18 protein-coding genes and 2 tRNA genes are annotated in these 26,955 nt (G+C 61.0%); 12 read left to right on the plus strand and 8 right to left on the minus strand.

Annotated elements, in window-relative coordinates; translation table 11 throughout:
* Positions 1-175: 175 nt before the first annotated feature.
* Positions 176-862, minus strand: coding sequence for a WbqC family protein (locus tag ABD919_RS23180; protein ID WP_345238479.1), 687 nt, complete (start codon positions 860-862; stop codon positions 176-178).
* 83 nt (positions 863-945) lie between these two features.
* Here ABD919_RS23180 and ABD919_RS23185 point away from each other — a divergent pair, with 83 nt between their 5' ends.
* Both ABD919_RS23185 and ABD919_RS23190 read left to right on the plus strand, forming a co-directional pair.
* Positions 946-1,818: a hypothetical protein gene (locus tag ABD919_RS23185; protein ID WP_345238480.1), complete on the plus strand. Its 873-nt coding sequence runs from the start codon at positions 946-948 to the stop codon at positions 1,816-1,818.
* Complete coding sequence (locus ABD919_RS23190) at positions 1,815-2,744, plus strand: lysophospholipid acyltransferase family protein (RefSeq protein ID WP_345238481.1); 930 nt, start codon at positions 1,815-1,817, stop codon at positions 2,742-2,744. Before ABD919_RS23185 ends, ABD919_RS23190 begins: the two co-directional genes overlap by 4 nt.
* Positions 2,745-2,830: 86 nt before the next feature.
* On the opposite strand, the gene ABD919_RS23195 is transcribed toward ABD919_RS23190, so the two are convergent.
* Positions 2,831-3,463, minus strand: coding sequence for an L-threonylcarbamoyladenylate synthase (locus tag ABD919_RS23195; RefSeq protein ID WP_345238482.1), 633 nt, complete (start codon positions 3,461-3,463; stop codon positions 2,831-2,833).
* A 298-nt stretch (positions 3,464-3,761) separates the two neighbouring features.
* Between ABD919_RS23195 and mltG the strand changes: the two genes are divergently transcribed.
* From mltG to ABD919_RS23235, 8 genes are all read left to right on the plus strand, one after another.
* Positions 3,762-4,844: an endolytic transglycosylase MltG gene (gene mltG / locus ABD919_RS23200; RefSeq protein WP_345238483.1), complete on the plus strand. Its 1,083-nt coding sequence runs from the start codon at positions 3,762-3,764 to the stop codon at positions 4,842-4,844.
* 99 nt (positions 4,845-4,943) lie between these two features.
* The gene (locus ABD919_RS23205; RefSeq protein ID WP_345238484.1) at positions 4,944-5,435 is read left to right on the plus strand and encodes an acyl-CoA thioesterase; all 492 of its coding nucleotides are present in this window, start codon (positions 4,944-4,946) and stop codon (positions 5,433-5,435) included.
* An 84-nt stretch (positions 5,436-5,519) separates the two neighbouring features.
* Entirely contained in the window at positions 5,520-6,488 is a 969-nt protein-coding gene (locus ABD919_RS23210; RefSeq protein ID WP_345238485.1) for a YihY/virulence factor BrkB family protein, read from the plus strand.
* A 108-nt stretch (positions 6,489-6,596) separates the two neighbouring features.
* Positions 6,597-6,683, plus strand: a tRNA-Ser gene (locus tag ABD919_RS23215).
* Between the two features lie 75 nt (positions 6,684-6,758).
* A tRNA-Ser gene (locus ABD919_RS23220) sits at positions 6,759-6,843 on the plus strand.
* A 141-nt stretch (positions 6,844-6,984) separates the two neighbouring features.
* On the plus strand, positions 6,985-8,238 hold the full coding sequence (locus ABD919_RS23225; RefSeq protein ID WP_345238486.1) for a zinc dependent phospholipase C family protein: 1,254 nt from the start codon (positions 6,985-6,987) through the stop codon (positions 8,236-8,238).
* A 273-nt stretch (positions 8,239-8,511) separates the two neighbouring features.
* The gene (locus tag ABD919_RS23230) at positions 8,512-12,459 is read left to right on the plus strand and encodes a choice-of-anchor D domain-containing protein (protein ID WP_345238487.1); all 3,948 of its coding nucleotides are present in this window, start codon (positions 8,512-8,514) and stop codon (positions 12,457-12,459) included.
* 156 nt (positions 12,460-12,615) lie between these two features.
* Entirely contained in the window at positions 12,616-13,503 is an 888-nt protein-coding gene (locus ABD919_RS23235; RefSeq protein ID WP_345238488.1) for a T9SS type A sorting domain-containing protein, read from the plus strand.
* 252 nt (positions 13,504-13,755) lie between these two features.
* Here ABD919_RS23235 and ABD919_RS23240 read toward each other — a convergent pair whose 3' ends face one another.
* The 5 genes from ABD919_RS23240 to ABD919_RS23260 form a co-directional block, all read right to left on the minus strand.
* Positions 13,756-15,159 (minus strand): TolC family protein, encoded by a 1,404-nt coding sequence (locus tag ABD919_RS23240; RefSeq protein ID WP_345238489.1) that lies wholly within the window; start codon positions 15,157-15,159, stop codon positions 13,756-13,758.
* 24 nt (positions 15,160-15,183) lie between these two features.
* Positions 15,184-18,264, minus strand: coding sequence for an efflux RND transporter permease subunit (locus ABD919_RS23245; protein ID WP_345238490.1), 3,081 nt, complete (start codon positions 18,262-18,264; stop codon positions 15,184-15,186).
* A gap of 194 nt (positions 18,265-18,458) precedes the next feature.
* Positions 18,459-19,682 (minus strand): efflux RND transporter periplasmic adaptor subunit, encoded by a 1,224-nt coding sequence (locus ABD919_RS23250; protein ID WP_345238491.1) that lies wholly within the window; start codon positions 19,680-19,682, stop codon positions 18,459-18,461.
* 232 nt (positions 19,683-19,914) lie between these two features.
* On the minus strand, positions 19,915-21,303 hold the full coding sequence (locus ABD919_RS23255; RefSeq protein ID WP_345238492.1) for a hypothetical protein: 1,389 nt from the start codon (positions 21,301-21,303) through the stop codon (positions 19,915-19,917).
* Positions 21,304-21,447: 144 nt separating this feature from the next.
* The gene (locus ABD919_RS23260; RefSeq protein ID WP_345238493.1) at positions 21,448-21,939 is read right to left on the minus strand and encodes a ferritin-like domain-containing protein; all 492 of its coding nucleotides are present in this window, start codon (positions 21,937-21,939) and stop codon (positions 21,448-21,450) included.
* 209 nt (positions 21,940-22,148) lie between these two features.
* Between ABD919_RS23260 and ABD919_RS23265 the strand changes: the two genes are divergently transcribed.
* Positions 22,149-22,511, plus strand: a complete 363-nt coding sequence (locus ABD919_RS23265) for an MGMT family protein (protein ID WP_345238494.1) — start codon at positions 22,149-22,151, stop codon at positions 22,509-22,511.
* Positions 22,512-22,523: 12 nt separating this feature from the next.
* On the opposite strand, the gene ABD919_RS23270 is transcribed toward ABD919_RS23265, so the two are convergent.
* Positions 22,524-23,960, minus strand: a complete 1,437-nt coding sequence (locus ABD919_RS23270) for a hypothetical protein (RefSeq protein WP_345238495.1) — start codon at positions 23,958-23,960, stop codon at positions 22,524-22,526.
* Positions 23,961-24,102: 142 nt separating this feature from the next.
* Here ABD919_RS23270 and ABD919_RS23275 point away from each other — a divergent pair, with 142 nt between their 5' ends.
* Positions 24,103-26,841: a TonB-dependent receptor gene (locus tag ABD919_RS23275; RefSeq protein ID WP_345238496.1), complete on the plus strand. Its 2,739-nt coding sequence runs from the start codon at positions 24,103-24,105 to the stop codon at positions 26,839-26,841.
* Positions 26,842-26,955: the final 114 nt, after the last annotated feature.

Below are 26,955 nucleotides of genomic sequence, written 5' to 3' on the forward strand. Positions count from 1 at the left end.
GAAAAATTGATAGCCCCGCGTCGGTGGTGTTGCCGAATGCAGGTTGGGCCGGGGTAGCTTGAAAACAAGCTGGTTCGGGCGAAGGTTCGGGGCGAGCCGCGAATGCATGAAGAGCACCTTGCTGAGTGCGTCCGCCTCCAGAGCAGCTACTCAAGCCTGGTTTTCACCAATTCACTTACTGTAGAAACTGGCTGGCAGCGGGGCCCTGAGAAAATAGCAAGTCCAGCACACTTAAGCCGGGCTCAAAAGCTGGGCCAAACACCTGCGGATAAGGCCGTACCCGGGAAAGGGCTGCCGGACTGTCAGGTTTGGGCTCCTGGCTGCTGGCTTTGGGTGTCAACCAGTCGCGCCGGTCGCAGAGCTGGCCAGCAGTGGCAAGACTTGGGAAAGTAAAGGAAGGTTGCTTTAAGGGTGAGTTGGTGGAGTAGTCGGTGTGGTATTCCGTGCTCAGCTCAATGGGCAGATTAAGCCGAAAGCACCGTAGCAGCAAACGTAAAAATTGCAGGTTAAGGTCGAAAAGTAAGGCCGGTTTTTTTACGTAAATGTCGTGCAGGTAGTCAGCGTAATACTCGAAGTACGGGCTGCTGCCGTAAGCAGTTTGCAGCGTACGCCAGTGCCGGTGTATCCAGTTCTGGCGGTAGTCAATCTCAATGGCCGAGCTTTTTACTTTTTCCGAGCGGTTGCCGTCTACTACGGGCACGGTGAGGGCCTGCACGCCCTGGGCCGTTCGAATCAGGCAGCGGTTGCGGTAGGTTTGCTTGCGGTAGTGCTCCTGGGCTTCCAGCAGCAGCCCGTCGGCCTGGAGCAGCTCGGCAAAAAAGGCGGCGGGCGGGTGGTAGTGCAGCTCCGACAGTAGTATCACAGGGAAAATGGAAGGTTAATGCTGGTGCGAATGTTGCGAAGAACGCCGGACTATCCCTAATTCTGGCTTGTTACTTTTGCCTTATGCGATACTTGTTTCCTTTATTCGCCCTGCTGCTTTCTCTGGCCGCCCAGGCCGGGCCGCCCCAGCTGTTTCTGGATGTGGCCCGCTTTCGCAACCTCGACAAGGTGCAGAAAGGCGCGGAGGTGGAGATTTACGTTACCGTGCCCACGCAGTCGCTTACTTACCGGCAGCGGGCACCCAAGTCGTTTCAGTCGGCTGCGGTGGTCACGCTGGAGGTGCTGAATGCCGATGGTAAGCCGGCCTACCGCGAAGTGGTGACCCTGAAGCCCCCGGTGCTGAACGACACCACCATGGCCATTAAAAACCCGCAGAGCTTTCTCAAGCGCATTCTGTTGCCGGATGGGCGCTACACCCTGCGCGGCACCGTGCGCGACCAGTACCGCAGCGCCAACGGAGAAACCACGGTGGAGCAGCCGCTGGTGCTGGAAACGCCCGGGGCCGGCCTCTTCCTGGCCGATATTGTGCTGCTGGCCCGGCCGGCAGCCAACAGCGCGGGTGAGGACAACTTCAGCCGCGGCGGCTACCGCCTCACCCGAACGCCGACGGGCTTCTATGGCCGCGGCACGGAGAACATCTTTTTCTATACCGAGCTGCACCAGGCGCCCACCGATAAGCCCCTGCGCGTGCACTACCACCTGGAAGCAGCCGACGGCACCGCCGCCGATGCCGACGCCAGCCTGACGCCCAAAGCGGGCCGCCCTACCACCATTGTGGGCCAGCTGCCCCTGGGGCCCCTGCCCGATGGGCCCTTTACCCTGCTGGTGGAAGTATATGGCGGGCCGGGCAATAAAAAGCTGTTGGGCGGCCACCGGGTGAGCGGCACGCGCAACCAGGTAGACTATGCCCCGGGCGGGGCTGCCGTGGGTCGATGAGAAAGCGCACCATTTCCGGTAGCCCGCGACAGCGCGATGCTACGCCCAAGCCCTATCCCTGGTACTACGCCCCGCTGCGCTGGCTGCTGATGGGCCTGGCTTACCTGCCCTGGGCGGTACTTTACTTTCTGGCCGATGGACTGTACCTGCTCTTTGCCTACGTGGTACGCTACCGCTGGCGGGTAATTCTGGAAAACCTGCGCAATTCCTTTCCCGAGAAGAGCGAAGCGGAAATCCGGCAAATCGGCAAGGCATTTTACCAGCATTTCTCCCAGGTGCTGGTGGAAACCCTGAAGCTGGCCGTGATGACGGACGAGGAGCTGAAGCACCGGGTGCATTTTCCCAACCCCGAGGTGCTGGAGCGGTACTTGCAGGCCGGGCGCATGGCCATTGGCTTGTCGTCGCACGCCGGCAACTGGGAATGGGTATTGACTTCCGGGGCCGTCTGGCTGTCGGACGAAGTCGATGGCGTGTATAAGCCGCTCAACAACCCCTTCTTTGAGAGCTTTATGGCCGAGCTGCGCACCCGCACCGGCGCCGGCCTGATTCCCATGCGCGACACCCTGCGCGACATGGTGCAGCGCAAAGGGGAGCCGCGGGTGGTGAGTCTGCTTTCCGACCAGGCCGCCGGCCCGGAGGACCGACCCTACTGGACCACGTTTATGCACCAGGAAGCGGGCTTCTACACCAGCGCCGACCGGCTGGCGGCCCGCTTCCAGGCACCGGTGGTGTACGTTAGTATCCGGCGCTTGCGCCGGGGCTACTACGAAATAGTACTTACCGAGCTATACGATGGCAGCACGCCGCTGCCGGCGGATGGGTTTCCCATTACCGAAGCCTTTGTGCGCCATCTGGAGCGTGACATCCGGGCCTGGCCCGAGCAGTACCTGTGGACGCATCGCCGCTGGAAGCACAAGCGGGGTTGATGTGCTGATGTGCCGATGAAAAAAATGTGCTGATGAAGACCTTGGCAGCCTCCATCAGCACATTAGCATACTAAAAATCCTCCTATTTACAGGTACTGCTCGATGTCGCCGGCGCCCTGGCGGATGAGCTCGAAGTCGTCGTTGGTGCAGTCGATGATGGTGCTGGGGGTGTTGCCGCCGAAGCCGCCATCAATCACCATGTCGACCAGCAGGCGGTACTTCTCGTGGATGAGGTCGGGGTCGGTTACGTATTCTTCGAGGGTATCTTCGTCTTCGCGCACGGAAGTACTCACGATGGGGTTGCCAAACTCCTTGACAATCTGCAGCACAATCTGGTTGTCGGGCACCCGGATGCCTACCGTTTTGCGCTTCACGCCGCCATAGCGGGGGGCTTTGGGGCTGGCTTCAAAGATGAAGGTGAAGGGCCCGGGCAGGGCTTTCTTCAGCACTTTGTAGGTAGGCGTGGTGATGCCGTGGGCGTAGTCGCTGATGTGCGACAGGTCGTGGCAGATAAAGCTGAGGTTGGCTTTCTCGGGATGCAGGCCTTTGATGCGGCAAAGCTTCTCGACGGCCTTCTGATTATGAATATCGCAGCCGATGCCGTAGACGGTATCGGTGGGATAGATAATGAGCCCGCCCTTGCGCAGTACTTCGACGGCTTGCTGAATGCGGCTTGCTGGTGGATTGTCGGGGTGAATGCGAAGGATGGACGCAGGCATATGGTTTAATGAGAGGTTAGTATTTGAGAATGAACTACTGACGAGCGGGACGGGGCAGAAGTTGCCAGCCCCTGGTAGTTAAAGGGGCGGGCAAGGTACTAAGCCCGCTGAAATGTTACGACAATCTTTTTGGCTAAGGGCAACAGCAGAGAGGATGTAAAACAGCTGGCTGGGGCAGCTTGGAGGCAGCAGAAGGGCTGAAATAGCGGTTATGCACCCGGAAGTCAACCAAAATGCCCTTTGCGGTACGGCGGCTTCGTACTTTTGGCCCCGCGCATTCGCTAGCTATTCCCACCGTATGTCTTCACCTGCCAAAAAGTCGCGTGCCGAATCCAAGGCCGCTGCCCAGCGCACCCGCAACCGCAATGCCACCATCACGGCCGTGCTGGGGCTGGCCCTGGTCTGTTTTTCCTACTATTTCTACCAGGTTTTCTTTACTTCCAATATTGAAACCAAGGGCAAGCCGACCTATGTCATCATCCGGAGGGGCGACGACTGGAAGGCGGCGCTGAAAACCATCGAAGGCACCGGCGCGGTGGTCGACAAGCTTTCCCTGCACTTCGTGGCCAAGCTGATGAAGTACCCTGAGCACGTCAAGCCTGGCCGCTACGAGCTCAAGAATGGCTTCACCAACCGCCAGCTCATCAACGTGCTGAAGGCCGGCATTCAGTCGCCGCTCAAGCTCACCTTCACCAACGTGCGGCTGCGGCGGGAGCTGGCCAGCAAGCTCTCGGGGCAGATTGATGCCCGCCCGGAGCAAATCGACTCCCTGCTGAGCAGCCCCGGCTACACGCGCAGCCTGGGCTTCGACACCACCACGGTGCTGACCATGTTCATCCCCAACACCTACGAGCTGTACTGGAACACTTCCGCCAAAAACCTGATGGAGCGGATGAAGAAGGAGTACGAGAAGTTCTGGACACCCGCCCGCGATGCCAAGCGCGAAAAGCTTAAGCTCAGCCGGGCCCAGGTGAGTACCCTGGCCAGCATCGTGGAAGCCGAGCAGCAGCAGCACGCCGACGAGCGGCCCCGCATTGCAGGCGTATATCTCAACCGCCTCAAGCGGGGCATGAAGCTGCAGGCCGACCCCACGGTGGTGTATGCCAACGGCGACTTCGGCATCAAGCGCGTGCTGAACGTGCACCTGGCCAAAGACTCGCCCTACAACACCTATAAGTACGCGGGCCTGCCGCCCGGCCCCATCAACCTGCCCAGCATCAGCAGCATCGACGCCGTGCTGAACCCGGAAAAGCACGACTACCTCTACTTCTGCGCCAAGGAAGACTTCAGCGGCTACCACGCCTTTGCCGTGAACGAAGCCGGCCATCTGCTCAACGCCCGCCGCTACCAGGCTGCCCTGACGCAGGCGGGGATTAAATAGCTAGCAGTTGTCAGTTGTTGGTTGTCAGTTGTCAGTTTGTTCTGATGAGACTGACGTCAGAGCAAACTGACAACTGACAACCATCAACTGACAACTAAAATGTACCACGCCGACATCCAGATCCGCGTCCGCTACGCCGAAACCGACCAGATGGGCTACGTCTATCATGGCAACTACGCGGCTTATTTCGAAGTAGCCCGCACCGAAGCGTTCCGGCAGCTGGGCATCCGCTACAAGGACATGGAGGCCGAGGGCGTGGGCATGCCGGTGGGGGAGATACGCACGCGCTTCCGGCGTCCGGCCCGCTACGACGACCTGCTGACGGTGCGCCTGCTGCTGAAGCAGCCGCCCGAAGGCTCGCGGGTGCTGTTTGAGTATGAGATTTTCAACGAAGCCGGCGAGCTGCTCACCGAAGGCCATACGCTAATGGTATTTGTGAATACCAGCACCGGCCGGCCCGTGCCCATGCCCAAAAGCATCGTAGACCGGCTGGCTCCGTATTTTGGCGAGGATGAAGCCGGCAGCCCGGTTCTATCAGCCCCGGGCCATGTGCCACCCGATGCGCCCGCTCCAGCCGCCTTTGGGAAATGAGTAGTGAATTATGAATTATAACAGGCTACGTTGCTGTGACAACTGATAACTGACAACTGATAACTGACAACTGACAACTAAAAAATGCACCCCCCCACCCGCCGTTCGCGAATACCCGATGTGCGCCGGCAGCGGCACTACCGGCGGCTGATTGTGGGGTTGAAGCGTCTGCGCCTGCCCGGTGGGCATGCTTCGCTGTACGACGTGCTGGACCGGGTATTGCACGAGCTGCGCCTCGACAGCCTGGAGAAGCGGGCCGCCTACATGGCCTTTAACCTTACGGTGGCCCTGTTTCCCACCATTATTTTCCTGTTCACGCTGATTCCCTACATTCCGGTACCAAACCTGAACGCGGACATCCTGGTCTTTTTGTCGGATTTTATGCCGCGGGAGCTGTATGCGGCCACGGCATCTACCATCGAAGACATTGTTAACATACCGCACGGCGGCCTGCTGTCGTTCGGCTTTGGCACGGCGCTCGTGCTGAGCTCCAACGGCATTATGGCCCTGCTCGACGCCTTTGAGAAGAAGTATCCCTGGTTTAAGCACCGGAGCTATATCCGCAAGCGGCTTATTGCCACGGCGCTGACTTTTGTGCTTTCCCTGATATTGTTGCTGGCCATCGCGGGCATCTTCTTCGGAACCTACATCATGGACGGGCTGGTGTTTTATGAGATTGTGCCCGAGCGGTTTACGGACCTCGTCATTTCCGTGGTGCGCTACGGCTCCCTGATTGGGCTCTTCCTGTCGACCACCTGCGTGATATACTACTTCGTGCCGCCGGTCGAAGACAAGTGGCCGCTGGTATCGGTAGGGGCGGTAGTGGCCACGCTGCTTATCTTCCTGGTGTCGTTCCTGTTCACGCTTTACGTGCGCATCTTCGACTCCTACAACACCTTTTATGGCTCCATTGGCGCGCTGGTAGGGTTTATGGTCTGGCTGGAGTTTGTGTGCATGACGCTCATCATCGGCTTTGAGGTGAACGTGAGCATGGATGCCATTACCGGCCGCTTAAAAAAGCGCACCAGCCGGCTCAAGCTGGGTGGCAAGTAGGAGGGAAGGGCACAAGGCCTTTTTCTGACAGAAATTTGTGCGCGGGCCCTTGCTCAATAAAAAATGGCTCTTACTTTTGCACTCCCGAAACCACTCGGGGAACCTGACAGAGAGGTGGCAGAGTGGTCGAATGCGACGGATTCGAAATCCGTTATACCGGCAACGGTATCGGGGGTTCGAATCCCCCCCTCTCTGCAAAAAGGCTTTTTCTGCGCTGGGAAAAGCCTTTTTTTGTGAAGCCCGTATACCAGCGCACAACGGAATTGACCCAGAGGAGTGGCAGAGTGGTCGATTGCGGCGGTCTTGAAAACCGTTGAGGGTTAAACCTCCGGGGGTTCGAATCCCTCCTCCTCTGCTAAAAGCCCCGTTTCCAGGCCGGAAACGGGGCTTTTTCGTTGATAAATCTTACGAGGTATCAGCCACCGGCCAGGGGCACAAACCGGGCTGGCAACGGTAGGGCTTCGTTTGCCGTTGCAGCCTCAACTGTTATCCTTCTATGTGCCGTCTGCTCATCCTGTTTCTGCTGCTGATTTCGGCGCCTGCGGCGGGCTACTCCGTGCTTACCCACCAGGCCAACATCGACTCTACCTGGGAGCGTTGCCTGGTGCCGGTGCTGCAGGCCCGCTACCCCGGAGCCAGCCCCGAACAGCTCGATGAAGCCAAGGCCTTCGCCTACGGTGGCGCCATTATCCAGGACATGGGCTACTACCCTCTTGGCAACGAGCTGTTTACCAACCTCACCCATTATGTGCGCTCGGGGGACTTTGTTCGTAACCTGCTGGCCCAGGCCCGCGACCGGAACGACTATGCCTTTGCCCTGGGCGCCCTGGCGCATTATGTAGCTGATATAAAAGGTCATTCTGAGGGCACTAATAAAGCCCTGGCCAGCGTGTATCCCGAGCTGCAGCAGAAGTTTGGCGATGTCATCACCTACCATAATGCCCCGATTCAGCATACCCAGATGGAGTTTGCTTTCGATGTAGTGCAGCTGGCCAGTGGCAAGTACCGCAACCCGCAGTATCAGAAAGCCATTGGCTTTGAGGTGAAGAAAGAGCTGTTGGAGCGGGCCTTCCTGCAAACGTACGGCCTGGAGCTGGGGCAGGTGCTGGTTAATGTGGACGTTGCCATCGCCTCGTTCCGGTTTTCGGTACGGCAGTTTATTCCGGCGGCCGCCCGCGCCGCCTGGCATTACAAACGAAAGGAAATTCGCAAAACCAACCCCCGGGCCCGCAAGCGCGAGTACCTCTACCAGCACGACCGCCGGGCCTACCGGAAGAAGTACGGCGACACGTACTACCGGCCAGGCTTCGGCGCCCGTATTTTTTCCTACTTCATTCGGGTATTGCCTAAAATCGGCCCCTTAAAGCCTTTTGCCTTTAAGCTGCCCACGCCCGAGGCCCAGAAGATGTTCCGAAGCAGCTTTAAAACCGTGATGGCGGAATACTGTAGCCAGGTGCAGGCAATACCCGCCGACTCAGCCGCTGCCCTGCCTGCTCTGCCCAACACCGATTTTGATACCGGCCACCCCACCAAATCGGGCGAGTATGCACTGGCTGATGAAACCTATGGCGAGTGGCTGCGCAAGCTGGCCGGGAAGAAGTTTGCGGGGATTACGCCAGCGCTGCGCCAGAACATTCTGGAGTTTTACGGCAGTGCTCCCAAAGCTCCGGTATCGGAATCTGAGAAAGAGGATAAAAAACTTCTGGAGACGAAAAACGCATTAGAGCAGCTGCGGCGCTTCAGTAACTGATGTAGCGCGGCCCGCGCCAGCGCGGCTGCCGGTACTCCATCAGTTAAGTGAATGAGCACAGGGGCGTTCGGCCTGCAGGTCAGAAAAAAGGGGGTAACAATTTTGCAAAAGTTCCGTACGTGGTTGGCTGCCTAAACGGGCGTAGCTTTGTCGCACTTTTCAGCTTTTTCATTTCACCCCCATTTTTCCCTTTTTATGACCAAACCTTCTACAGTGCAACAGCCTATGCGATGGGCAAAGCTGTTGATGTTTATGGCCTTGCTCTTGCCCGTAATGGCACAAGCACAGGGCGGACCAGTTGTATTCAGCCAGGTATATGGCGGCGGCGGCGGCACTACCGTCACGAACTCCTACCAACGGGACTTTGTGGAACTGTTTAACCGGTCAGCCTCCCCGGTTGACATCAGCGGCTACAGTATTCAGTATGCTTCCGCAGCGGGTACTACAGGTAGCTACAACGCGGCGACGGTAATTCCGATGGGCACCATCCTGCAGCCTGGCCAGTACTATCTGGTAGGGCTGGGTACTGCCAGCACGGGTGGGGCTCCGCTGCCTACTCCCGACTTCAGTGGTTCAACCACGACAAACCTGGCGGCTGCGGCCGGCCGGGTAGCGCTGGTGAATAACTCTACGGCTTTGTCCGTTACGGCTGCTGCCAATGCCGCTGGCATTGTGGACTTTGTTGGCTACGGCACTACTTCCGTTCGCTTCGAGGGCACGGGTCCGACTGCAAATACATCGGGTTCCACTTCGGCCCTTCGCCTCAATGCAGGCTGCACGGACACTGATGACAACGCAGCTGACTTTGTGGTTGGGACGACGGTAGCTCCCCGTTCCATGGCCACGACGCTGGCTCCCTGCGGCGGTGCTCCCACTCCTCAGGAAATCAACGTACAGCAGAGCGGCACCAACTTCCTCACCGGCAGCACCTACAGCGGTTTCTCGAATACCGTTGTTGGCAGCAGCAACGTGCGGACCTTCACCGTTCAAAACCTGGGCGGCACGGCCCTCACCGTATCGAATATCGCCCTGAGCGGTGCCAATGCCGGCGACTATTCGCTGTCGGCCCTCACCCCCGCCAGCCCGGTAGCACCCAATAGCAGCGCAACCTTTAACGTAACCTTCGCGCCCACGGCCGCCGGTACCCGTACGGCCGTGCTGACGATTACCAACAACGACGCCGACGAAGGCAGCTACGTCATCAACCTGTCGGCTATGGGCCAGGCCAGCCTCCCCAACCCGGAAATTAATGTGCAGGTAAGCGCTACTGACTACCTGACGGGCAGCACCTATGCCTTTGGCTCTACCCTGGTAGGCACGCCGGTTACGGCTACTTTCACGGTGCAAAACACCAGCACCACCGACGTGCTGTCGGTAAGTGCCCAAGGCGTAACCGGCAGCACCGGGGCCGGCTTCACCATGGGTGGCACTGCCGTGGCACCGTACACGGTGGCGCCGAACAGCAGCACCACCTTCACGGTGACCTTCAACCCAACCTCTTCGGGTAGCAAAACGGGTACTATCACCATTACCAGCGACGACCAGGACGAATCCACCTACACCATTCTGCTGACGGGCACGGCCACCAACCCGGCCCCCACGCTGACTTCGGCTTCGCCCACGAACATTCTGGTGGGCATCTCTTCCGTGGTTACCCTGACTGGCACCAACATGAGCGGCGCTACGGTTAACTTCAACGGGGGCACGCTGACGCCCAGCTCAACTTCCTCTACTTCGGCTACAGTGCGCATTACGGCCCCCAGCGCCGGCACCTTCCCGGTGAGCGTAACCACATCTGCCGGCACCTCAGGCACGGTTAACCTGACGGCCACCATGCCGCCCGCCGGCTTCTTCGAGCCTTTTGAGGCCGCTACGCAGTCAAGCTACGTAACTACCGCTCCCGGTGTAACCTTGGCGCTTACTACGGGCAACTGGCAGATTTTCCAGGGCTTGCTTACCAGCACCGACGCCAGCGACAAAAAGAACAATGCCCAGAGTGTGCGTCTGCGCGGCGGCGGCACCCTCGAAATGTTAACTGAAAAAACCAACGGGGCTGGTGTAGTGTCCCTTTATGCCGCCGCTTACGGCACCGACGCTACCTCAATGACGCCCTCGAGCTTCACGCTAAGCTACAGCACGGACAACGGCATGACGTTTACCGACGTGCCCGGTACGCCGGCGGCTGGGACGCTCACGGGTACCCTTACTCAGTACAGCTACACGCTGAACGTGCCCGGCAACATTCGCTTGCGGATTAGCAACACCAACACCGTCGCTGCTTCAAACCCCCGCATCAACATCGACGATATCCAGATTACGGACTTCACTGGCGCTACCAACCTGACCGTGAGCACCACCCAGGCCATTCCGGCTGGCACCTACAATAACATCACCGTGACCGGCACCGGCGTTGCTACTCTGAGCGGCAACGTAGTGGTAAACGGCACCTTCCTGGTGCAGAGCGGCGGCACACTGACCACGGACTGCACCAACACCATTACCGGTACGGGCGCCTTTACCCTGGCGGCTGGTGCTACGCTCACCATCTGCGACCCGGCAGGTATCACGGCCAGCGGTGCAACGGGCGCCATCCGCATGAGCGGCACCCGCAGCTTCAGCAACACCGCCATCTATCGCTACGTTGGTACGGCTGCCCAGGTAACCGGCAGCGGCCTGCCCAGCCAGGTACGTACCCTGTTTAGCAACAGCACCGTCTCCCTCACCCTCAGCTCGCCGCTGAGCATTATGGATAACCTGTTCCTGGTGAGCGGTACCCTGAACACTGCCAACCAGCTGACGCTGATGTCTTCGGCCAGCGGCACCGCTTCCGTGGGCCGTACCAGCGGCAGCATCAGCGGCTCGGCCACCGTGCAGCGCTACATCGACCCCAGCCTGAACGCCGGCGCCGGCTACCGCCACTACAGCGCGCCGGTGCAAAGCACTACGTTTGCTGACCTGACCACGGCCGGCTTCACGCCCGTGCTGAACACGGCCTACAACTCGAGCACGACACCCAACCTCGTTACGCCCTTCCCCAACGTGTTTGGCTACGACGAGTCCCGTGTTATAACCAGCCCCTCTACTACCTACATGGGCTTCGACAAAGGCTGGTTTGTGCCCACTGGCACCATGGAGCAGGGCCGCGGCTACAGCGTAAACATCGCAGCTTCCCAGCTGGTGGACTTCGTTGGTACCCTCGAGTTTGGCAACGTGAACAAGACCCTCACCCGCAACAGCCTCAACTCGGCTACGGAGTCGGGCTGGCACCTGCTGGGCAACCCTTACGCGGCCCCGCTCAACATGAGCACCATAACGGTACCGGCCGGCATCAACAGCGCCATTTACGTGTTCCGCTCGACCAGCCAGTACAACGGCAACTACCGCGCCTATGTGAATGGCGTGGGCGGCAACCCCATCGTATCGGTTGCGCAAGGCTTCTTCGTACAGGCTACCACCAACGGCGCCGTGTTCCCCATGAGCTTTGCTAACACGACTACCTCGGCTTCGAACAGCCAGGACGTGTTCCAGCGCAGCATCAAGCCCCTGGTGCAGCTCAACCTGCGCGATGACGCCAACACGCTGAGCGATGAAGCTTACGTGTACTTCGAGCAGGGCGCCACGGCCGGCTTCGACGCGCGCTTCGATGCCGAGAAGTTGCCCAACACCCACGGCCTGAACCTGGCCAGCAGCAATGGCACCAACGCCCTGGCCATTAACGGCCTGCCGGTGCTGAGCAGCACGGTTATTGTTCCCCTGACGGTGAATGCGCCCGCAGCTGGCAGCTACGTGCTGGAAGCCGCTCAGCTGGCCAACCTGGCCGCTGGCACGGTGGTAACCCTGCACGACGCCCTCACCGGTGCTCGTATGGTGCTGACGGCTGGCAGCAGCTATGCCTTCTCGCTGGCTACTACCTCGGCTACCGGCCGCTTCTCGCTGGAGTTCCAGCCGGCTGCCGCTCCGCTGGCTACCGCTGCCCAGGCCCTGGCTGCCCAGGTGCAGGTGTACCCCAACCCGGCTTCGGGCAGCTTCCAGCTGGCCCTGCCGCTGGCTGCCAAAGGCGGGGTTGCTACCCTCACCAACGCCCTCGGCCAGACCGTGCTGACCCGCACCCTGACCGGCACGGAAACCACCTTCGACGTGCACACCCTCGCCGCTGGTGTTTACAACCTGCACCTCAACGTGGAAGGTACCAAAGTGGTACGCCGCGTGGTGGTGAAGTAAGCTCGCTGAGCAAAGTGCTTAAAAAGCCCCGGCACGCAGGTGCCGGGGCTTTTTTTATGCCGCAACTCGATAAATGGACGGATGTTCTTTAAACCCTGAGATGCCGGGGCCCTCTATGGATGCATAACGTAGCTCACACCTATTTCCGGTACCCTTATGAAGTTTATCTCATCGAAACCACTAGCCCTGGCACTCCTGGGTTTGCTGGCTGCCGCCACCGCTGTTGCCCGCCCCGGGCACGGTCCCTTCAATCCCGAAATCCGGGCTTATCACCAGCAAAACGTGCTGCCAGTAGTGCGCCAGCAGCGCCAGAAGCTGGAAGGCCAGCTGGCCGCCGACGACAAAGCCCAGCTGGCAGACTACCGCACCCAGCTGAAGAAGCTGCACGCCCGTGGCAAGGCCCTGCACGAAAGCCTGCGCCCGCAGGAAGGCAGTGATGGAGCCCGGCCGGTACCTACCGAGGCGCAGCGGCAGCAGCGCCAGCAGCTGCACTCCGAGCGCGAGGCGGTTATGAGCAAAGTGCGGGAGCTGGCCAAAAAGTACGAGTCCAACATCAGACAGCTGGCCGACGAGGTAGCTCCTCAACAGGCGCAGTGGAAAGCCGACATGGATGCTATTGGGGCCAAACATGCCGCGCCGGGGCCGCAAAGCAACGATGTGCGAGCGGAAGGTCGGGAAGGCCGGCGGGGCCATGGGCACGGCCCTCATGGTGGCCCGGGACATTCCTTCGGCCCCGTAAAATTCCTGCTGATGAACCCGGCGCCGCCAATGAAACAAAGCCCGGAGACAAGCAGCAGCACCCTATACCCCAACCCCGCCGTGGCCAACAGCCAGCTGGAGTATAGCGTGAAAAAAACCGGTCCGGTAACCATTGACCTGCTCGATGCGCAGGGCAGCAAGCTTCGCACCGTGCTACAGGAAGTCAACCAGGAAAAGGGCAGCCATACCCAAAGCCTGAACATCAGTGACCTGCCCACGGGCACCTATTACTATAAAATCATTACCCGCTCCGGCAGCGAGACCAAGCGGTTTATAAAGGAGTAGATGGTTGGTGCTTGGTACTTAGTGCTTAGTAGGAGTACAACATCTATCATACCCAGGCCGCAGCTCGTGGCCGGGCTTCCTCACTTAGCGACCAGCCAGATAATGTGAAAAGCCCCAGCGCCTGAACCGGCATTGGGGCTTTTTTTATGTGTCCACTTATACCTGAAAGCACACCTGTGCCGGAGCAAGGATAGTCGCGCTCTGCTTACCGCGACAGATATCGGATGCGTACCAAGCACTAAGCACCAAAAGCTAGCTGCCCTGCTGCACCAGGCCCCCGCTTACCCGGCGCAGGATAATTTCCGCTTGCTTGGCCTGGAAGCGGATGTCGAGCAGCCGCACTTCGGCGTTGAGCTGGCTGCGCTGGGCTTCGCGCAGGGCCAGGGGGGTGAGCAGGCCCAGGCGGTAGCGCTCCAGGGCAATGGCCACGTTCTCGCGGGCGAGCAGGATGTTGGTTTCCTCCAGCTCGAGCAGCTGCAGGCGGTTGCGGTACTGGGCGTAGGCCTGCTCGGCCTCGGCCTCGAGCTGCAGCTGGGTCTGGCCCAGGCGCAGCTGGCTTTGCTCTTCGGCAATGCGCGCGTTCTGCTCCAGGCGGTTGCGGTTGAAGCCGTCGAAGATGGGAATGCTGGCCACCACGCCGTAGTTGAGGCCGTAGGTGCGGCCGGTGTTGGTAACGAGCTGGGAGCCGAAAAAGGCCGCGCCGTTCACGTTGCGGGTCAGGCCATAGCCGGTTGTGAGGCCTACCTGCGGGAAGCGGGAGGCCCGCACCAGGCGGCGGTCGAAGGTGGCAATGTCGGTGCCCAGCCGGGCCTGCTGCAGGCGCGGATTGGCCTGGGCGATGCCCTGGGTGATGGCCTCCCGCTGCAGGGTGGTAGCCACCACGATGGAGTCGCTGGGCTGGAAGTCCTGGCGGGGCGTGCGGCCCATTAAGGTATTGAGGTTGATTTTGGCCCGGGCCAGGGCTTCCTGCTGCTGAATCAGCAGGGAGCGGTCGGCGTTGTAGTCGACGCGGGCCGTCAGCACTTCTACTTTGGCGGCTACCCCCACATTCACCCGGGCCTGGGTGAGGTCGATGCGCGCCTGGCCGATTTTCAGGGCCTCCTCAATGGACTTGATTTTGCCAAACTCCCGCACCACGGCGTAGTAGGCTTCGCTGATGTCGGCCACGGTTTCTTCCACCGTGGCGCGGGTAAGCTGGCGCTGGCTTTGCTCCAGGGTTTTCAGCCGGTCGTAGGCGATAAACATGCCCATACCGTCGAAGATGGTCCAGGTAGCCGCTACGTTGGCGTTCAGGAAGTTGGACTGCGCGTTGTTGGCAATGCTGGGCTCGGGGCGGGCCGAAGACTCCTGCCGCACGTTGTTCTGGCTGAAGGTGCGGGAGAAGTTGCCGTTCACGCTCGGCAGCTGGCCGGCGTTGCCGCGCGTTACGTTGTTGCCGGCCACGCGCTCGTCTTCGCGGGAAATCCGGACCCCGAAGTTGTTTTCCAGGCCCAGGCGGATGGCTTCGGCCAGGGTAAGGGCGGGGGCGGGGGCCACCGAGGCCGGCTTCTCCGTCTGGGGCTTGCCCGCCGGCTTGGCTTGGGGCTGGCCCAGTACCGGCCGCTGGGCATACGCCAGGGCAGGGGAGAGGAGAATAAAGAAAAGGAAGCGACGCATGAGAAAGAGAAATAGGGCAGCCTGCTAGGCCACCACGGCCGGCTGCTGAGCCGAATTTTTGTGCTTGCGGGCCGTAGCGAAATACGAGTACATCACCGGGATAACATAGAGCGTGAGGCCGGTAGCGAACACCAGGCCGCCCACCACGCCAATGCCCATAGCCCGGCGGCTGAGGGCGCCGGCCCCGGTGGCAATGGCAATGGGCAGAATGCCCAGGATGGCCGAAAGGCTGGTCATCAGGATGGGGCGGAAGCGGGCCGTGGCGCCTTCAATCAGGCCGGTCATGTAGTCCAGGCCATCTTTCTCGACCCGCTGGTTGGCAAACTCCACGATGAGAATGCCGTTTTTCGTCACCAGGCCAATCAGCATGATGATGCCAATCTGGGAAAACAGGTTGAGCGTCTGGTTGAAGTACCACAGGCTGAGCAGGGCCCCCGACAGCGCCAGCGGCACCGTCACCATGATGATAACCGGGTCGCGGAAGCTCTCAAACTGGGCGGCCAGGGCCAGGTAAATCAGCACCAGAGCCAGGCCGAAGGCGAAAAACAGCGAAGACGAGCTTTCCTCGAAGTCGCGCGAGGTGCCGGCCAGCTCGGTCGTGAACGTGTCGTCCAGGTTTTTCTCGGCAATGGCGCGCATGGCCGCGATGCCGTCGCCCAGGGACTGGCCCGGCGCCAGCGAGGCCGAGAACGTAGCCGAGTTGTAGCGGTTGAAGCGGTAGAGCTGGGGCGGCGTGCTGCTTTCTTCCAGGCGAATCACGTTGTCGAGCTGCACCAGCTCGCCCCGGTTGTTTTTCACCGAGAGCAGGCGCACATCCAGGGGCTGGTTGCGGTCTTCGCGGGCCACCTGGCCGATAATCTGGTACTGCTTGCTGCCCTGGATGTAGTAGCCGTAGCGCTGCCCGCTGAGGCCGGCCTGCAGGGTTTGCGAGATATTCTGCACCGATACGCCCAGGCTCTGGGCCTTTTCCCGGTCGATGATAACGCGTAGCTCGGGCTTGTTGAACTTCAGGTTCACGTCCACAAACTGGAAGGTGGGGTCCTGCCGGGCCACTTCCAGGAACTTGGGCACGGCTTCGCGCAGCTTGCTGAAATCCTGGGTCTGGATAACGAACTGCACGGGCAGGCCGCCCCCGCCGCCCCCGATGCTCTGGTCCTGGGCCACGGAAGTGCGGGCCGCCGTCAGGCTTTTCACCCCCGCGCTCAGGGCGCTGGCTACCTGGTCCTGGGTTTTGGGGCGCTTGTCGGCCTCAATCAGAATGACGCGGGCAATGCCCGAGTTGGTGCCGCCGCCAAAGCCGGGCGAGGTCACCGTGAACACGCTGTTGAGGTTGGCCGCGCCGGCCGAGTCGGTGGCCATCTTGGTAATCTGGGCCATGTAGGCGTCCATGTACTCAAAGGAGGCACCCTCCGGCCCGGTGGCGCTGATGTTGACGCGGCTGCGGTCTTCTACCGGGGCCAGCTCCGAGGGAATGAGCTTCATAAAGCCCCAGATGCCCACGCCCGTGATGGCCACGGCCACCCAGGCCAGCCAGCGGTTGGCGAGAAAGGTTTCGAGGCTGCGCCGGTAGCCGGCAATCATGCTCACGAAAAAGGGCTCGGTTTTCCGGTAAAACCAGTTGTGGGTTTGCTGGCGCTTGAGCAGCTTGGCGCACATCATGGGCGTGAGCGTGAGCGACACGAAGGCAGAAATAATAACGGAGCCCGCCACCACAATGCCGAACTCGCGGAACAGGCGCCCGGTGATGCCGGTAAGGAACACCACGGGCAGAAACACTGCCGCCAGCACCACCGTGGTGCTCACCACGGCCAGAATAATCTCCTCCGAGCCTTTCAGGGCGGCTTCCCGGGGCTCTTCGCCGTCCTCAATGCGGGAGTAGATGTTTTCCAGCACCACAATGGCGTCGTCCACCACCAGGCCGATGGCCAGCACAATGGCCAGCAGCGTGAGCACGTTGATGGAGAAGTTCAGCAGGTACATCACGAAGAAAATCCCAATCAGCGACACCGGGATGGCGACGACCGGAATGAGGGTAGAGCGCCAGTCGCGTAAAAACAGGAAGATGATGACCACCACCAGCACGAAAGCCTCCACGATGGTATGCTGCACTTCCTTAATGGAGTTGCGGATGAAGATGGAGTTGTCGATGCCGGGGCGCAGCTGCAGGTCGTCGGGCAGGTCTTTGCCGTAGGTTTCCAGGCGGCGGTTAAACTCGTCGGCAATCTCAATCTGGTTGGAGCCGGGCTGGGGCACCACGGCCAGGGCCACGCCCGGCACGCCATTCACCCGGAAGATGGTCTGGTCATTTTCGGGGTAGAGCTCGGCATATCCTACGTCGGACAGCCGCACCAGCGAGGCTTCGTCGCTGCGGATAATGAGGTTGTTGAAGTCTGCTACCGACGAGAGGCGGCCCATGGTGCGCAGCGTAAGCTGGGTGCTTTCGCCCTGCACGGCGCCGCTGGGCAGCTCCACGTTTTCGCGCGTGATGGCCTGCTGCACTTCCACCGGGGTGATGTTGAGGGCCGAGAGCTTTACCGGGTCGAGCCACAGGCGCATGGAATAGCGGCGCTCGCCGTACACCCGGATTTCGGACACGCCGGGGATGGTTTGCAGGCGCTCCTTGAGCACGTTGTTGGCGTAGTCGGTGAGCTCCAGCAGGCTGCGCTTGCTGGAGTTGAGGTAGGTGATGACGATGGGCTGGGAGTCGGCGTTGGCCTTGCTCACAATGGGCGGGTCGATGTCGCGCGGCAGGCGGCCCTGCACGCCCGATACTTTGTCGCGCACGTCGTTGGCTGCCGTTTCCAGGTTGGCGTCGAGGTCGAACTCCACGGTAATCTGGCTGCGGCCGTCACGGGAGTTCGACGTCAGGTTTTTAATGCCGGCGATGCCGTTCAGAGCCGACTCCAGCACCTCGGTCACCTGGCTCTGCATCACGTCGGCCGAGGCCCCGGTGTAAGAAGCCGTCACAGAAATAATGGGCGGGTCGACGCTGGGGTACTCGCGCACGCTGAGGTAGCGAAACCCAATAACGCCGAAGATGATGATGGCCAAGCTCATCACAACGGCGAGCACCGGCCGGTTGATACTAGTTGAAGCTAAACTCATAGCTGTTTGTCTGACAGAACGAAAAACTCCCCTCCTTACCAAGGAGGGGATGTTTCAGCTTAAGCTGAAACGGGGGTGGTTATGGCTTTCGCGCCGGTTGGGGTCAGTTAGGTATCGTTCTGACGTCCTAACCACCCCGGCCAAGCCAGACGGCTTGGCATCCCCTCCTTGGTAAGGAGGGGAGTTGGTCATTCTTACCTAATTACCCGCACAGGGTCTCCCGGCTTCACCTGCAAAATGCCGGTCTGAATCACGGAGTCGCCCACGGCCAGGCCATCGGTGATTTGAATGACCTTGTCGGAGCGAATGCCGATTTTTACTTTCTGGGGCACCATCTTGCCGCCTTTCACGGTGTACACGCTGTAGCCGCTGGCTTCGGGAATCACCGCTTCGGTGGGCACCTGGATGGCCGAGGGCGTTTCGCCCAGCTTGAGGTTTACTTTCACGAAGGCCCCCGGGCGCAGCTCATTCTTCGTGTTGGCGTAGCGGGCCCGCACGGGCAGCGTGCGGCTTACCGGGTCAATCTGCGGGTCGATGGCGTAGACCTTGGCGTTGAAGCGCTTGTTGGTGGCCTGGTCTACCAGGCTCACCACGTCGCCCACCCGCACGTTGGACGCAAAGCGGCTGGGCACGGCAAAGTCAATCTTCACCGGCTTCACCCGCGAAAGGGTGGTGATTTCGGCCCCGGGGCTGACGTAAGTGCCCACGGTGGCTGTGCTCAGGCCCAGCACGCCATCGAAGGGCGCGCGCACGTAGGCCTTGGCCAGCGTAGCCCGGAGAGACTGCAGCTCGGCCTGGGCCGTGAGCAGCTGGTTGTTGGCCTGCTCGTATTCCTGGGCGCTGATGTATTCCTTTTCCAGCAGGGTGCGCTGGCGCCGCTCCTGGTCGCGAAACAGCTTGATGTTGTACTCCTGCTTCTGAATAGCGGCTTGAGCTTCAGCCGCATTGATGCTGAACAGCAGCTGCCCCTTGCGCACAGCCTGGCCCTCGCGGATGTTGAGGCTGGTGATTTTACCCGACAGCTCGCTTTTGATAACCACCGATTCCTCGGGCAGAATGGAGCCCGTGGCGGCTACTTCGTCGGTCAGGCTGGTGGGCTGCACCACGTACACCTGCACGGCAGTGGGGCCGCCTCCACCGCCGCGCCCGCCCTTGGCGCCCGCACCGCCACCGGGGCCACCTTTGGCCGCGCCGCCTTTGCCGCCCTCCTTGCCCGCCTGGCCGGGGAAGTACTTTACTTTTACAAACACCAGCCCGGCAACTACCAGGGCCGCCAGCAGCCAGCCTATCCAGGCACGGCTGCGGCCTTCGGGCTCCTCGTCGAAGTACTCGTCAGGGGCAGTGGGTGGGGGAGAGGCCTGGGTAGCAGTAGTGTCCCAGTTCGGGGCCGGGGCGGTGTTGGGGTTTTCCGATTGCATAGAAAGCAAGAACGCACAAGCGACAGTGGTTGTTCACGGCCTCTTCGAAGCCGAAGCCGGCCCGGATGCGGATGAACATAACTCATATAGTTCGCTGATTGTGCCCCAAGGTTGCGCACCCGGACCCCAAACTAGAAGTAGACCGTCAGAAGCCAGACCGGGAGCGGCATCATACCGATAAAGGCATGCCGGTACTGCTAACGCGCCGGCCCGCTTCCCTGTCGAAATTGAGCTAACGGCGTAGTTTTTCCAGGGCGTCTACTTCGGCTTCGCCCGCACGGGGCGGCATGTAGCGCCAGGGGCTGCGGGCAGTGCCGGGCAGCAGCTTCAGGTAGTTGGCCGAGCTGGCATCGGGCAGAAACAGCAGGGCCGGGTCGCCGGGCAGGTCGGTTCTCAGGCGCACGGCCCGCCCGGCTACTATACAAGTGAGCTCGAGGAATTCGCCCGGCCGCAACCGGCCAACTTCGCGGTTGTTGAGCCATACGATGCGGGCCTCGGCGGGGCCGCCCAGGGGCCGGTACACGTACACATAGGCAGTGTCGGCTCGGATGGGCTGGCCCGGTGTAGGGTAAGGCACGGCCAGCCCGCTGCTCATATCCAGCGCATACAGAATAGGCGGGCTGCTGTTGTCGTCAGCTCCAAACAGGGAACCCCTTCCAGTCGTCGTTGTCACAGGGCCGGTGGGGGTCATGTTGGTCACGGTGTACTGTTCCTCGTGCGGAGCGGGACCCACAAACGTGTAAAAAGTGCCCTGCCGGGTAAGGGCGCGGTAGGTGTTGTTCTGCCGTACAAATGCCTGCCGGCCATCCGAGTAGCCCCATACATCCCGTTTGGGCGCCCGCTGCCCATTGCCTTGGAAAATACCGGGCTGCAGGCGGATGGTGCCTTCCCAGCCAGAAGCATTAGAAGCCAGCGTATCTGGCCGCAGAAAGGCCGTGGTATCGGGGCGGTTGTTCAGGAACTGCTCGAAGCTAAAGTACACACCACGCCGGGGAGCGGCCACCCGTAGCACCGCCGGGCGCGGCTGGCTGGGCGGTACGTGCGTGCCCAGCTGCGTCAGGGTCAGGGCCGGCTGCTGGCTGGCTTTAGCCCAGTCAGTGCCAGCCAGCTGCAGCAGGCTGCGCTGCACCAGCAGGGCCAGCAGATAAGAGGGGGTGTAGGTGGTTTCTATGCCCTGGCTCTCGGTGTGGCCGGCTATCTGGCGCACAAAGTGGTAGCCATCGGCAAGCTTCAAGTACACATCGGCGGTAAGGCTGCCGGTGGTACTATTTGCGCTTTTTTCGCCCACGTGCAGGTGGCGGATGTAAAGCGCCAGCACCTGGTCGGTAGGGCGCTGGGGCATCTTCCGGTGCAGCCACTCCGTCAGGTCGGCTTCCAGGCTCTTGCGGAACATGACGGCTTCCTGCCGGTTCTGCGAGTTGTAAAATTTGTGGTGCACCACGCCAATGGCCGGGCTGCCGGTTTGCCCGTTGAGGACCTGCTCTACGTAGACCGGCAGCCCGGGCACCCGCAGGGGCTGGTGGGCGATGTCCAGCAGGTATACCTGGGCCGCGGCCGGGAACGCACTAAGGGCCAACAGCAGCAGCAGGCGCAGGCAAAATCCGGGCAGATGCTTGGCCAAGGGTAGAAAAAGCAGCACGCAACAAAGATGTGATACGCCAACAAAGCTACGCCTCACCGCCCGGCAACGAAAAAACCCTGCCTCTCGCAGCGAGAAGCAGGGTTTCAGGAGAAAGCCAGCTGCCAGGCAGAGCAGCCGGATGAATTACATAGCCTTGGCGTTGATATAGCCCTTAGCCAGGTCGTTGAGCTTGGTATCGGTGGCCTGCTCCTCGGTGAGGGTGGCGCGCAGCAGCGAGGCCGCTTCGGTGTGGCCGGTGCGCTCGGCGTAGTGGGCAGCCGTGCCGTAGCCGGCAATTTCGTAGTGCTCCACGCGCTGGGCGGCGGCAATGAGGGCGGCGTCCATCACCTCGTCGGTGGCGTCTTCGTGCATGGTGCTCTTGCCTTCCTTAATCAGGCCTTCCATGGCTTTGCAGGTGTGGCCGTCCAGGTCCAGGCCCAGGCCGCGGCCTATCTGCTCGAGGCGGGCTACCTGGTTTTTGGTTTCTACCAGATGGGTTTCAAAGGCCATTTTCAGGCGGCTGTCTTTGGCTTCCTTGGCCATGTCGGGCAGGGCAGCGAGGAGCTGGTTTTCGGCGCTGTACAGGTCTTTGAGCTGCTCTTGAAAAAGGTCGTTGAGGTTGCGGAGCTTGTCCATGGATAAAGAAGGATTTATGTGGATGTGAGGCTAGCCTATACGCCCGAAGACAGCAGGGGGTTGGTAAAAAATACGGGCCTGGCGTACGGTGGAGCTTATTTTCAAGGGCTTTGCCAGGCAGCCAGGGGTTGGTAAATACAGGGCCGGAGTCCGCGTTTTATTCTCACATTTGCAGCCCGCCCGTCCCTTGCCGATTATTCTTTTTTGCTTTGAAAAAGCCTGCTTCTCCCCCCGCAGCTCCGCCACCGCAGCGCAACTTTTTTGCCGATGTACACGAGGTGGCCCGCCTGATTCCGCCGGGCCGGGTTACCAGCTACGGCGCCATTGCCCACTACCTCGGGGCCCGGCACGGGGCCCGCATGGTGGGCTGGGCCATGATGGCCGCCCACACGGCCGAGCAGTACGTGCCGGCTCACCGCGTGCTCAACCGCCTGGGCCAGCTCACGGGGCGCCTGCACTACCCCACGCCCACGGCCATGCAGGAAGCCCTGGAGCGCGAAGGCATTCAGGTAGTCGACGACCAGGTAGTGGGGCTCGACAAGCTGTTCTGGGACCCTTCGCGGGAGCTGTAGCCCACGGCCGGGCTACTTTTTCTTGCGCTCCAGCAGCTGCATACGCTTCACCTCAAAGCGGCCTTCTTTGGCCGATACCACCCGCAGAATGGGCGGGTCGCCCCCGCTGGGCACGATGCACTCCAAAAACGTAGGCTGGCTGAAGTCGGGAATAAACTCCTGGCAGTCCTGGCGGCCGCTACCCACCTGCACGCAGAGCTTCAGCTCCCGCCGCCGGTCGCGCCAGCGGATGGCCGTCCAGCTGCGGGCGGCGAGGGCCGTAGCCGGCTGGTCGGTGGCGCTGAGCGTTACGGACTGTCCGTCGTTGCCGCCGCTGCGCCGAAACACGAAGACCCCCGCCGAATCGGCGGCCGTTGCAAAGCCCTGGGCATCGGTTCCGGCAGTTTCGGCCGGCACCACCCGGCCAGAGGCCAGGTGCAGCTCATACAAAGCCAATGGGCCCGCGCTGTTGGCCACGCTCGCAATGGCAGCACCTGCCAGCCCCCCCACCAAAGCCGCCGCGGTAACGTTGGCAGCTCCTTCCGCATCCAGCACCGGCGGGCCCATGAAGGTATAGCTGCGCCCGTCGGCGGCCGGCAGCAGCTGATAAAACCGACCCCGGTACACCATCAGCAGCTCGCGGCCGTCGCTCAGGCCCCAGAGCCCGGTGCAGGGCACCGGCCGGGCGGGGTGCTGCTCGTCGAGGTGCAGGTAGTTGGGCGTAATGGCATCGGTGCCCGCAAAGCGCTTGCCCGGCCGGGGCTTGTGCTCGACGTAAAAAGGAAAATCGGGTTCGCTGGGCTTGTTGTCGCGGAACTCCTCAAAGCTTCGGTAGAAGCCCCGGCGCGGGGTGGCTGCCTGCTGTATGGCAAAGCGGTGTGCCATCGCGCCGCCCCGGCCCGCGCGGGCATCGGCCGGGCTTAGCGTTTCGGCCGAAGTGGATGTGGCGGGGAGGGCCGCCAGCCGGCGCAGGGCCTGCTGCAGTACCAGCGCCAGGTTGGCAGCATGCAAGCCCGTAGCATCCAGCCCGGCGCGGTGGGTGGTTTCACCTGCCATCAGCAGCGCGCGGAAGGTGCTGTCGGGCTGCAGCTCCAGGAAGTCGGCGATGAGCTCGGCTTCGGCCTGCTCCGAGCCAACGCCCAGCCTTTCGTTGATTGACAGGGTAAAAACGCGCATCAGCACCGGCCGACCGGCTGTGGTGGGTTGGGGGTGTACCCACTGCCGCAGCTCGGTGGCGAGGGGGTACGGAAAATTGGCCGACGAGAGCTGATTGTCGAGCCCCCGGTGCACGGCGCCCAGCCGGCTGCGGTCGGCGCGTAAGTCCAGCACCTGGGCAACCCGCCAGGGGCTGGCCGCCAGGGAAATATTATGGGGCGGCAGGCTAATCAGATAAGGGCCTTCCTGGGCTTGAGCCGGCTGGCAGATGACCAGCAGCACCAGCCAGCGAACAATGCACTGCAGAAGCTTCATCCTTCAAATATAGAGCGGCACCCTGCCGGCCACGACCGGAAAGTAGGGCTTCCGGCAAGTTTACTGCCGCTTTGAGAATGCCTGCGCCCGCTGTGACGTATATTTGTAGCCCCCGGATTGTAATGGGGGTTAAATACTAGATATGAAGCAATTTGTCACTGCTTTTCTGGTTTGCCTGCTCACGCTGCCGGCGCTGGCGCAAACCACCTTTTCCATTCGCGGGCGGGTGTTCGACAAGGTGTCGGGCGAGACCCTGCCCGGCGCTACCGTCCAGGTAACCGGCAACGGGCAGAACACCGGCGCGGGGGCCGACTCCGACGGCAACTACCGCATTCCCAACCTAAAGCCCGGTACCTACACGCTGCAGGCCAGCTTTATCGGCTATAAGCCGCTGACGCAGACGGTAAAAGTCACTACTCAGAATGCGGTGTCGAGCTTTGCCCTGGCGACCGACAATGCCAGCCTCGACGAGGTGACGGTAGTGGCGGCACAGGCCCAGGAGCGCTCCACGCCGGTGGCTTTCTCGGCCGTGAACGAGGTGAAGCTGCGCGAGACGCTGTCGAACCGCGACCTGCCCATGATTCTTAACGAGACACCCGGCGTGTACGCCACCCAGGGCGGCGGCGGCACCGGCGACTCCCGCATCAACGTGCGGGGCTTCGACCAGCGCAACGTGGCCGTGATGATTAACGGCATGCCCGTGAACGACATGGAGAACGGCTCGGTGTTCTGGAGCAACTGGGACCTGGGCGACGTAACCAAGAGCCTGCAGGTGCAGCGCGGCCTGTCGGCCTCCAAAATCGCGGTGCCCTCCATTGGCGGCACCATCAACGTGCTCACGCGTGGCTTCGACGACAAGCGCAGCGTGCTGGCCCGCAGTGAAATCGGCTCCTACAACTACCGTAAAAACTCGCTGCTGCTGAGCTCGGGGGCGCTGAAGGGCGACTGGGCCATTACCCTGTACGGCTCGCGGCGCACGGCCGACGGCTGGGTAGAAAATGCCTACGACGATGCCTGGACTTACTTTGGCAACATCAGCAAGCGCCTGGGACGGCACCGGCTTTCATTCACCGCTATGGGCTCGCCCCAGAGCCATGGGCAGCGCTCCACCTTCACCCAGATTGGGGTTTTCTCCAACGACAAAGCCCGGGAGCTCGGTTCAGCCCGCGTACCTAACGGCGACCGTGGCTTCCGTTACAACCCCGACTGGGGCGTGCTGAACCGCTACACCGTAGATGCCAATGGCCAGCGCCAGTACCAGGGTGAGGAAGTGCTGAATACCCGCTCCAACTACTACCACAAACCCCAGATTAGCCTCAACGACTTCTGGCAGGTAAACGACAAGCTGTTTATTTCCGGCGTCGCGTATGCATCCTACGGCAATGGCGGCGGCATCACGCCGTTTGCCTCCCCGAATACCGTGGCCAGCACCGGGCAGTTTGACGTGCAGCGCACGTTCGACTCCAACATGGCCAACCCCCGCGATGCGCAGGGAGAGCGGGTTGCGAGCAACTTCCTGCGGGCCAGCGTAAACAGCCACCGCTGGTATGGCGGCGTAGTTGGCGCCGACTATGCCTTGAACGAGAAACTGACACTCTCCGCTGGGGTAGACGGCCGTACCTATGAAGGCTACCATTACCAGGAAATCAAAGACTTGCTCGGCGGCGACTATATCCTCAACACCGGCGCTAGAAACAACAATAACGCCGACCCCAACATGAAGCTGCGGGTGGGCGATAAAACCAACTTCAACTACGACGGCAGAACCGACTGGCTGGGTGGATACGGACAGCTGGAATACAAGACGCCGCTGCTTTCGGCGGTAATCAGCGGCACCATGTCGCAGGTATGGTACAAGCGCATCGACTATTTCCGCACCAAAGTTGTTAAAAATGCCGAGGGCGTAGCCGTTCCGGTTCCGTTTGGCCGCACCACCATTATTGATGGTACCGCTTATACCAACGACAAAGGCCAGCACGTGGAAACCGACTGGGCCAGCCTCACGGGCTATAGCGTGAAGGGCGGAGTAAACTACAACCTGACCGAGAACAACAACATCTTCGCCAATGCCGGCTACATCTCCCGCGTACCGTTCTTCAACCAGGTGTATGATACAAATGGCAATGCATTTAAGAATGTGCGGAATGAAGGCATTACCAGCTTTGAGCTGGGCTACGGCATCAGCTACCCCAGCCTGAAGGCTACCCTGAACGCCTACTACACCCTGTGGACCAACCGCAGCAACAACACCTCCGGCATCAATCCCGACGGCAATGGCCTGGTGTACTACTCGGTGCGCAACATCAACGCCCGCCACATGGGCATTGAGCTGAGCGTGGCCCAGGAAATCAGCCGCCGCGTGCAGCTGAACGCCGCCATTTCGGTAGGCGACTGGCGCTGGCTGGGTACGGGCAGCCTCACGGCCGTGGATGAAAACAACAACATCGTGTCGGGCTTCGAAGATGTGCCGATTTACCTTGATGGCGTACACGTAGGCGATGCCGCCCAGAACCAGTTTCAGATTGGCCTGCGCGTTGAGCCCATCCGCGGTCTGTACTTCCGCCCCTCCTTCCTGCTTTTCACCAAGTACTACGCCGGCTTCAACCCCGTCGACCTGCGCCAGGAAGCCAACCGTACCGACTCCTACCGCATTCCCACGTCGCGCAACGTGGACCTGCACGGCGGCTACGACCTCAAGCCCATGTTCAACGACAAGGTACGCCTGGGCTTCAAAGGCTCCATCCTGAACCTGCTGGATGAGTACTACATCACCGACCTGCCCGCCGGCAGCAGCGGCAGCGTGGTGACGGACCCCACCCTGCTGCGGGGCTTCTTTAACCGCGGCCGCACCTTTACGCTCGGCATGTCTGTGACGCTGTAAGTAATGTGCTGATTGGTTGATGTGCTGATGTGCTGAGCATAAGCCAGCAAAAAAGGTGGTGAGCCTACAAGGGAAGTCCTTGTGGGCTCACCACCTTTTTTGCTATGAAGCTAC

Origin of the sequence: Hymenobacter saemangeumensis (assembly GCF_039541835.1) — a bacterium.
GTDB classification, from domain to species: Bacteria; Bacteroidota; Bacteroidia; order Cytophagales; family Hymenobacteraceae; genus Hymenobacter; species Hymenobacter saemangeumensis.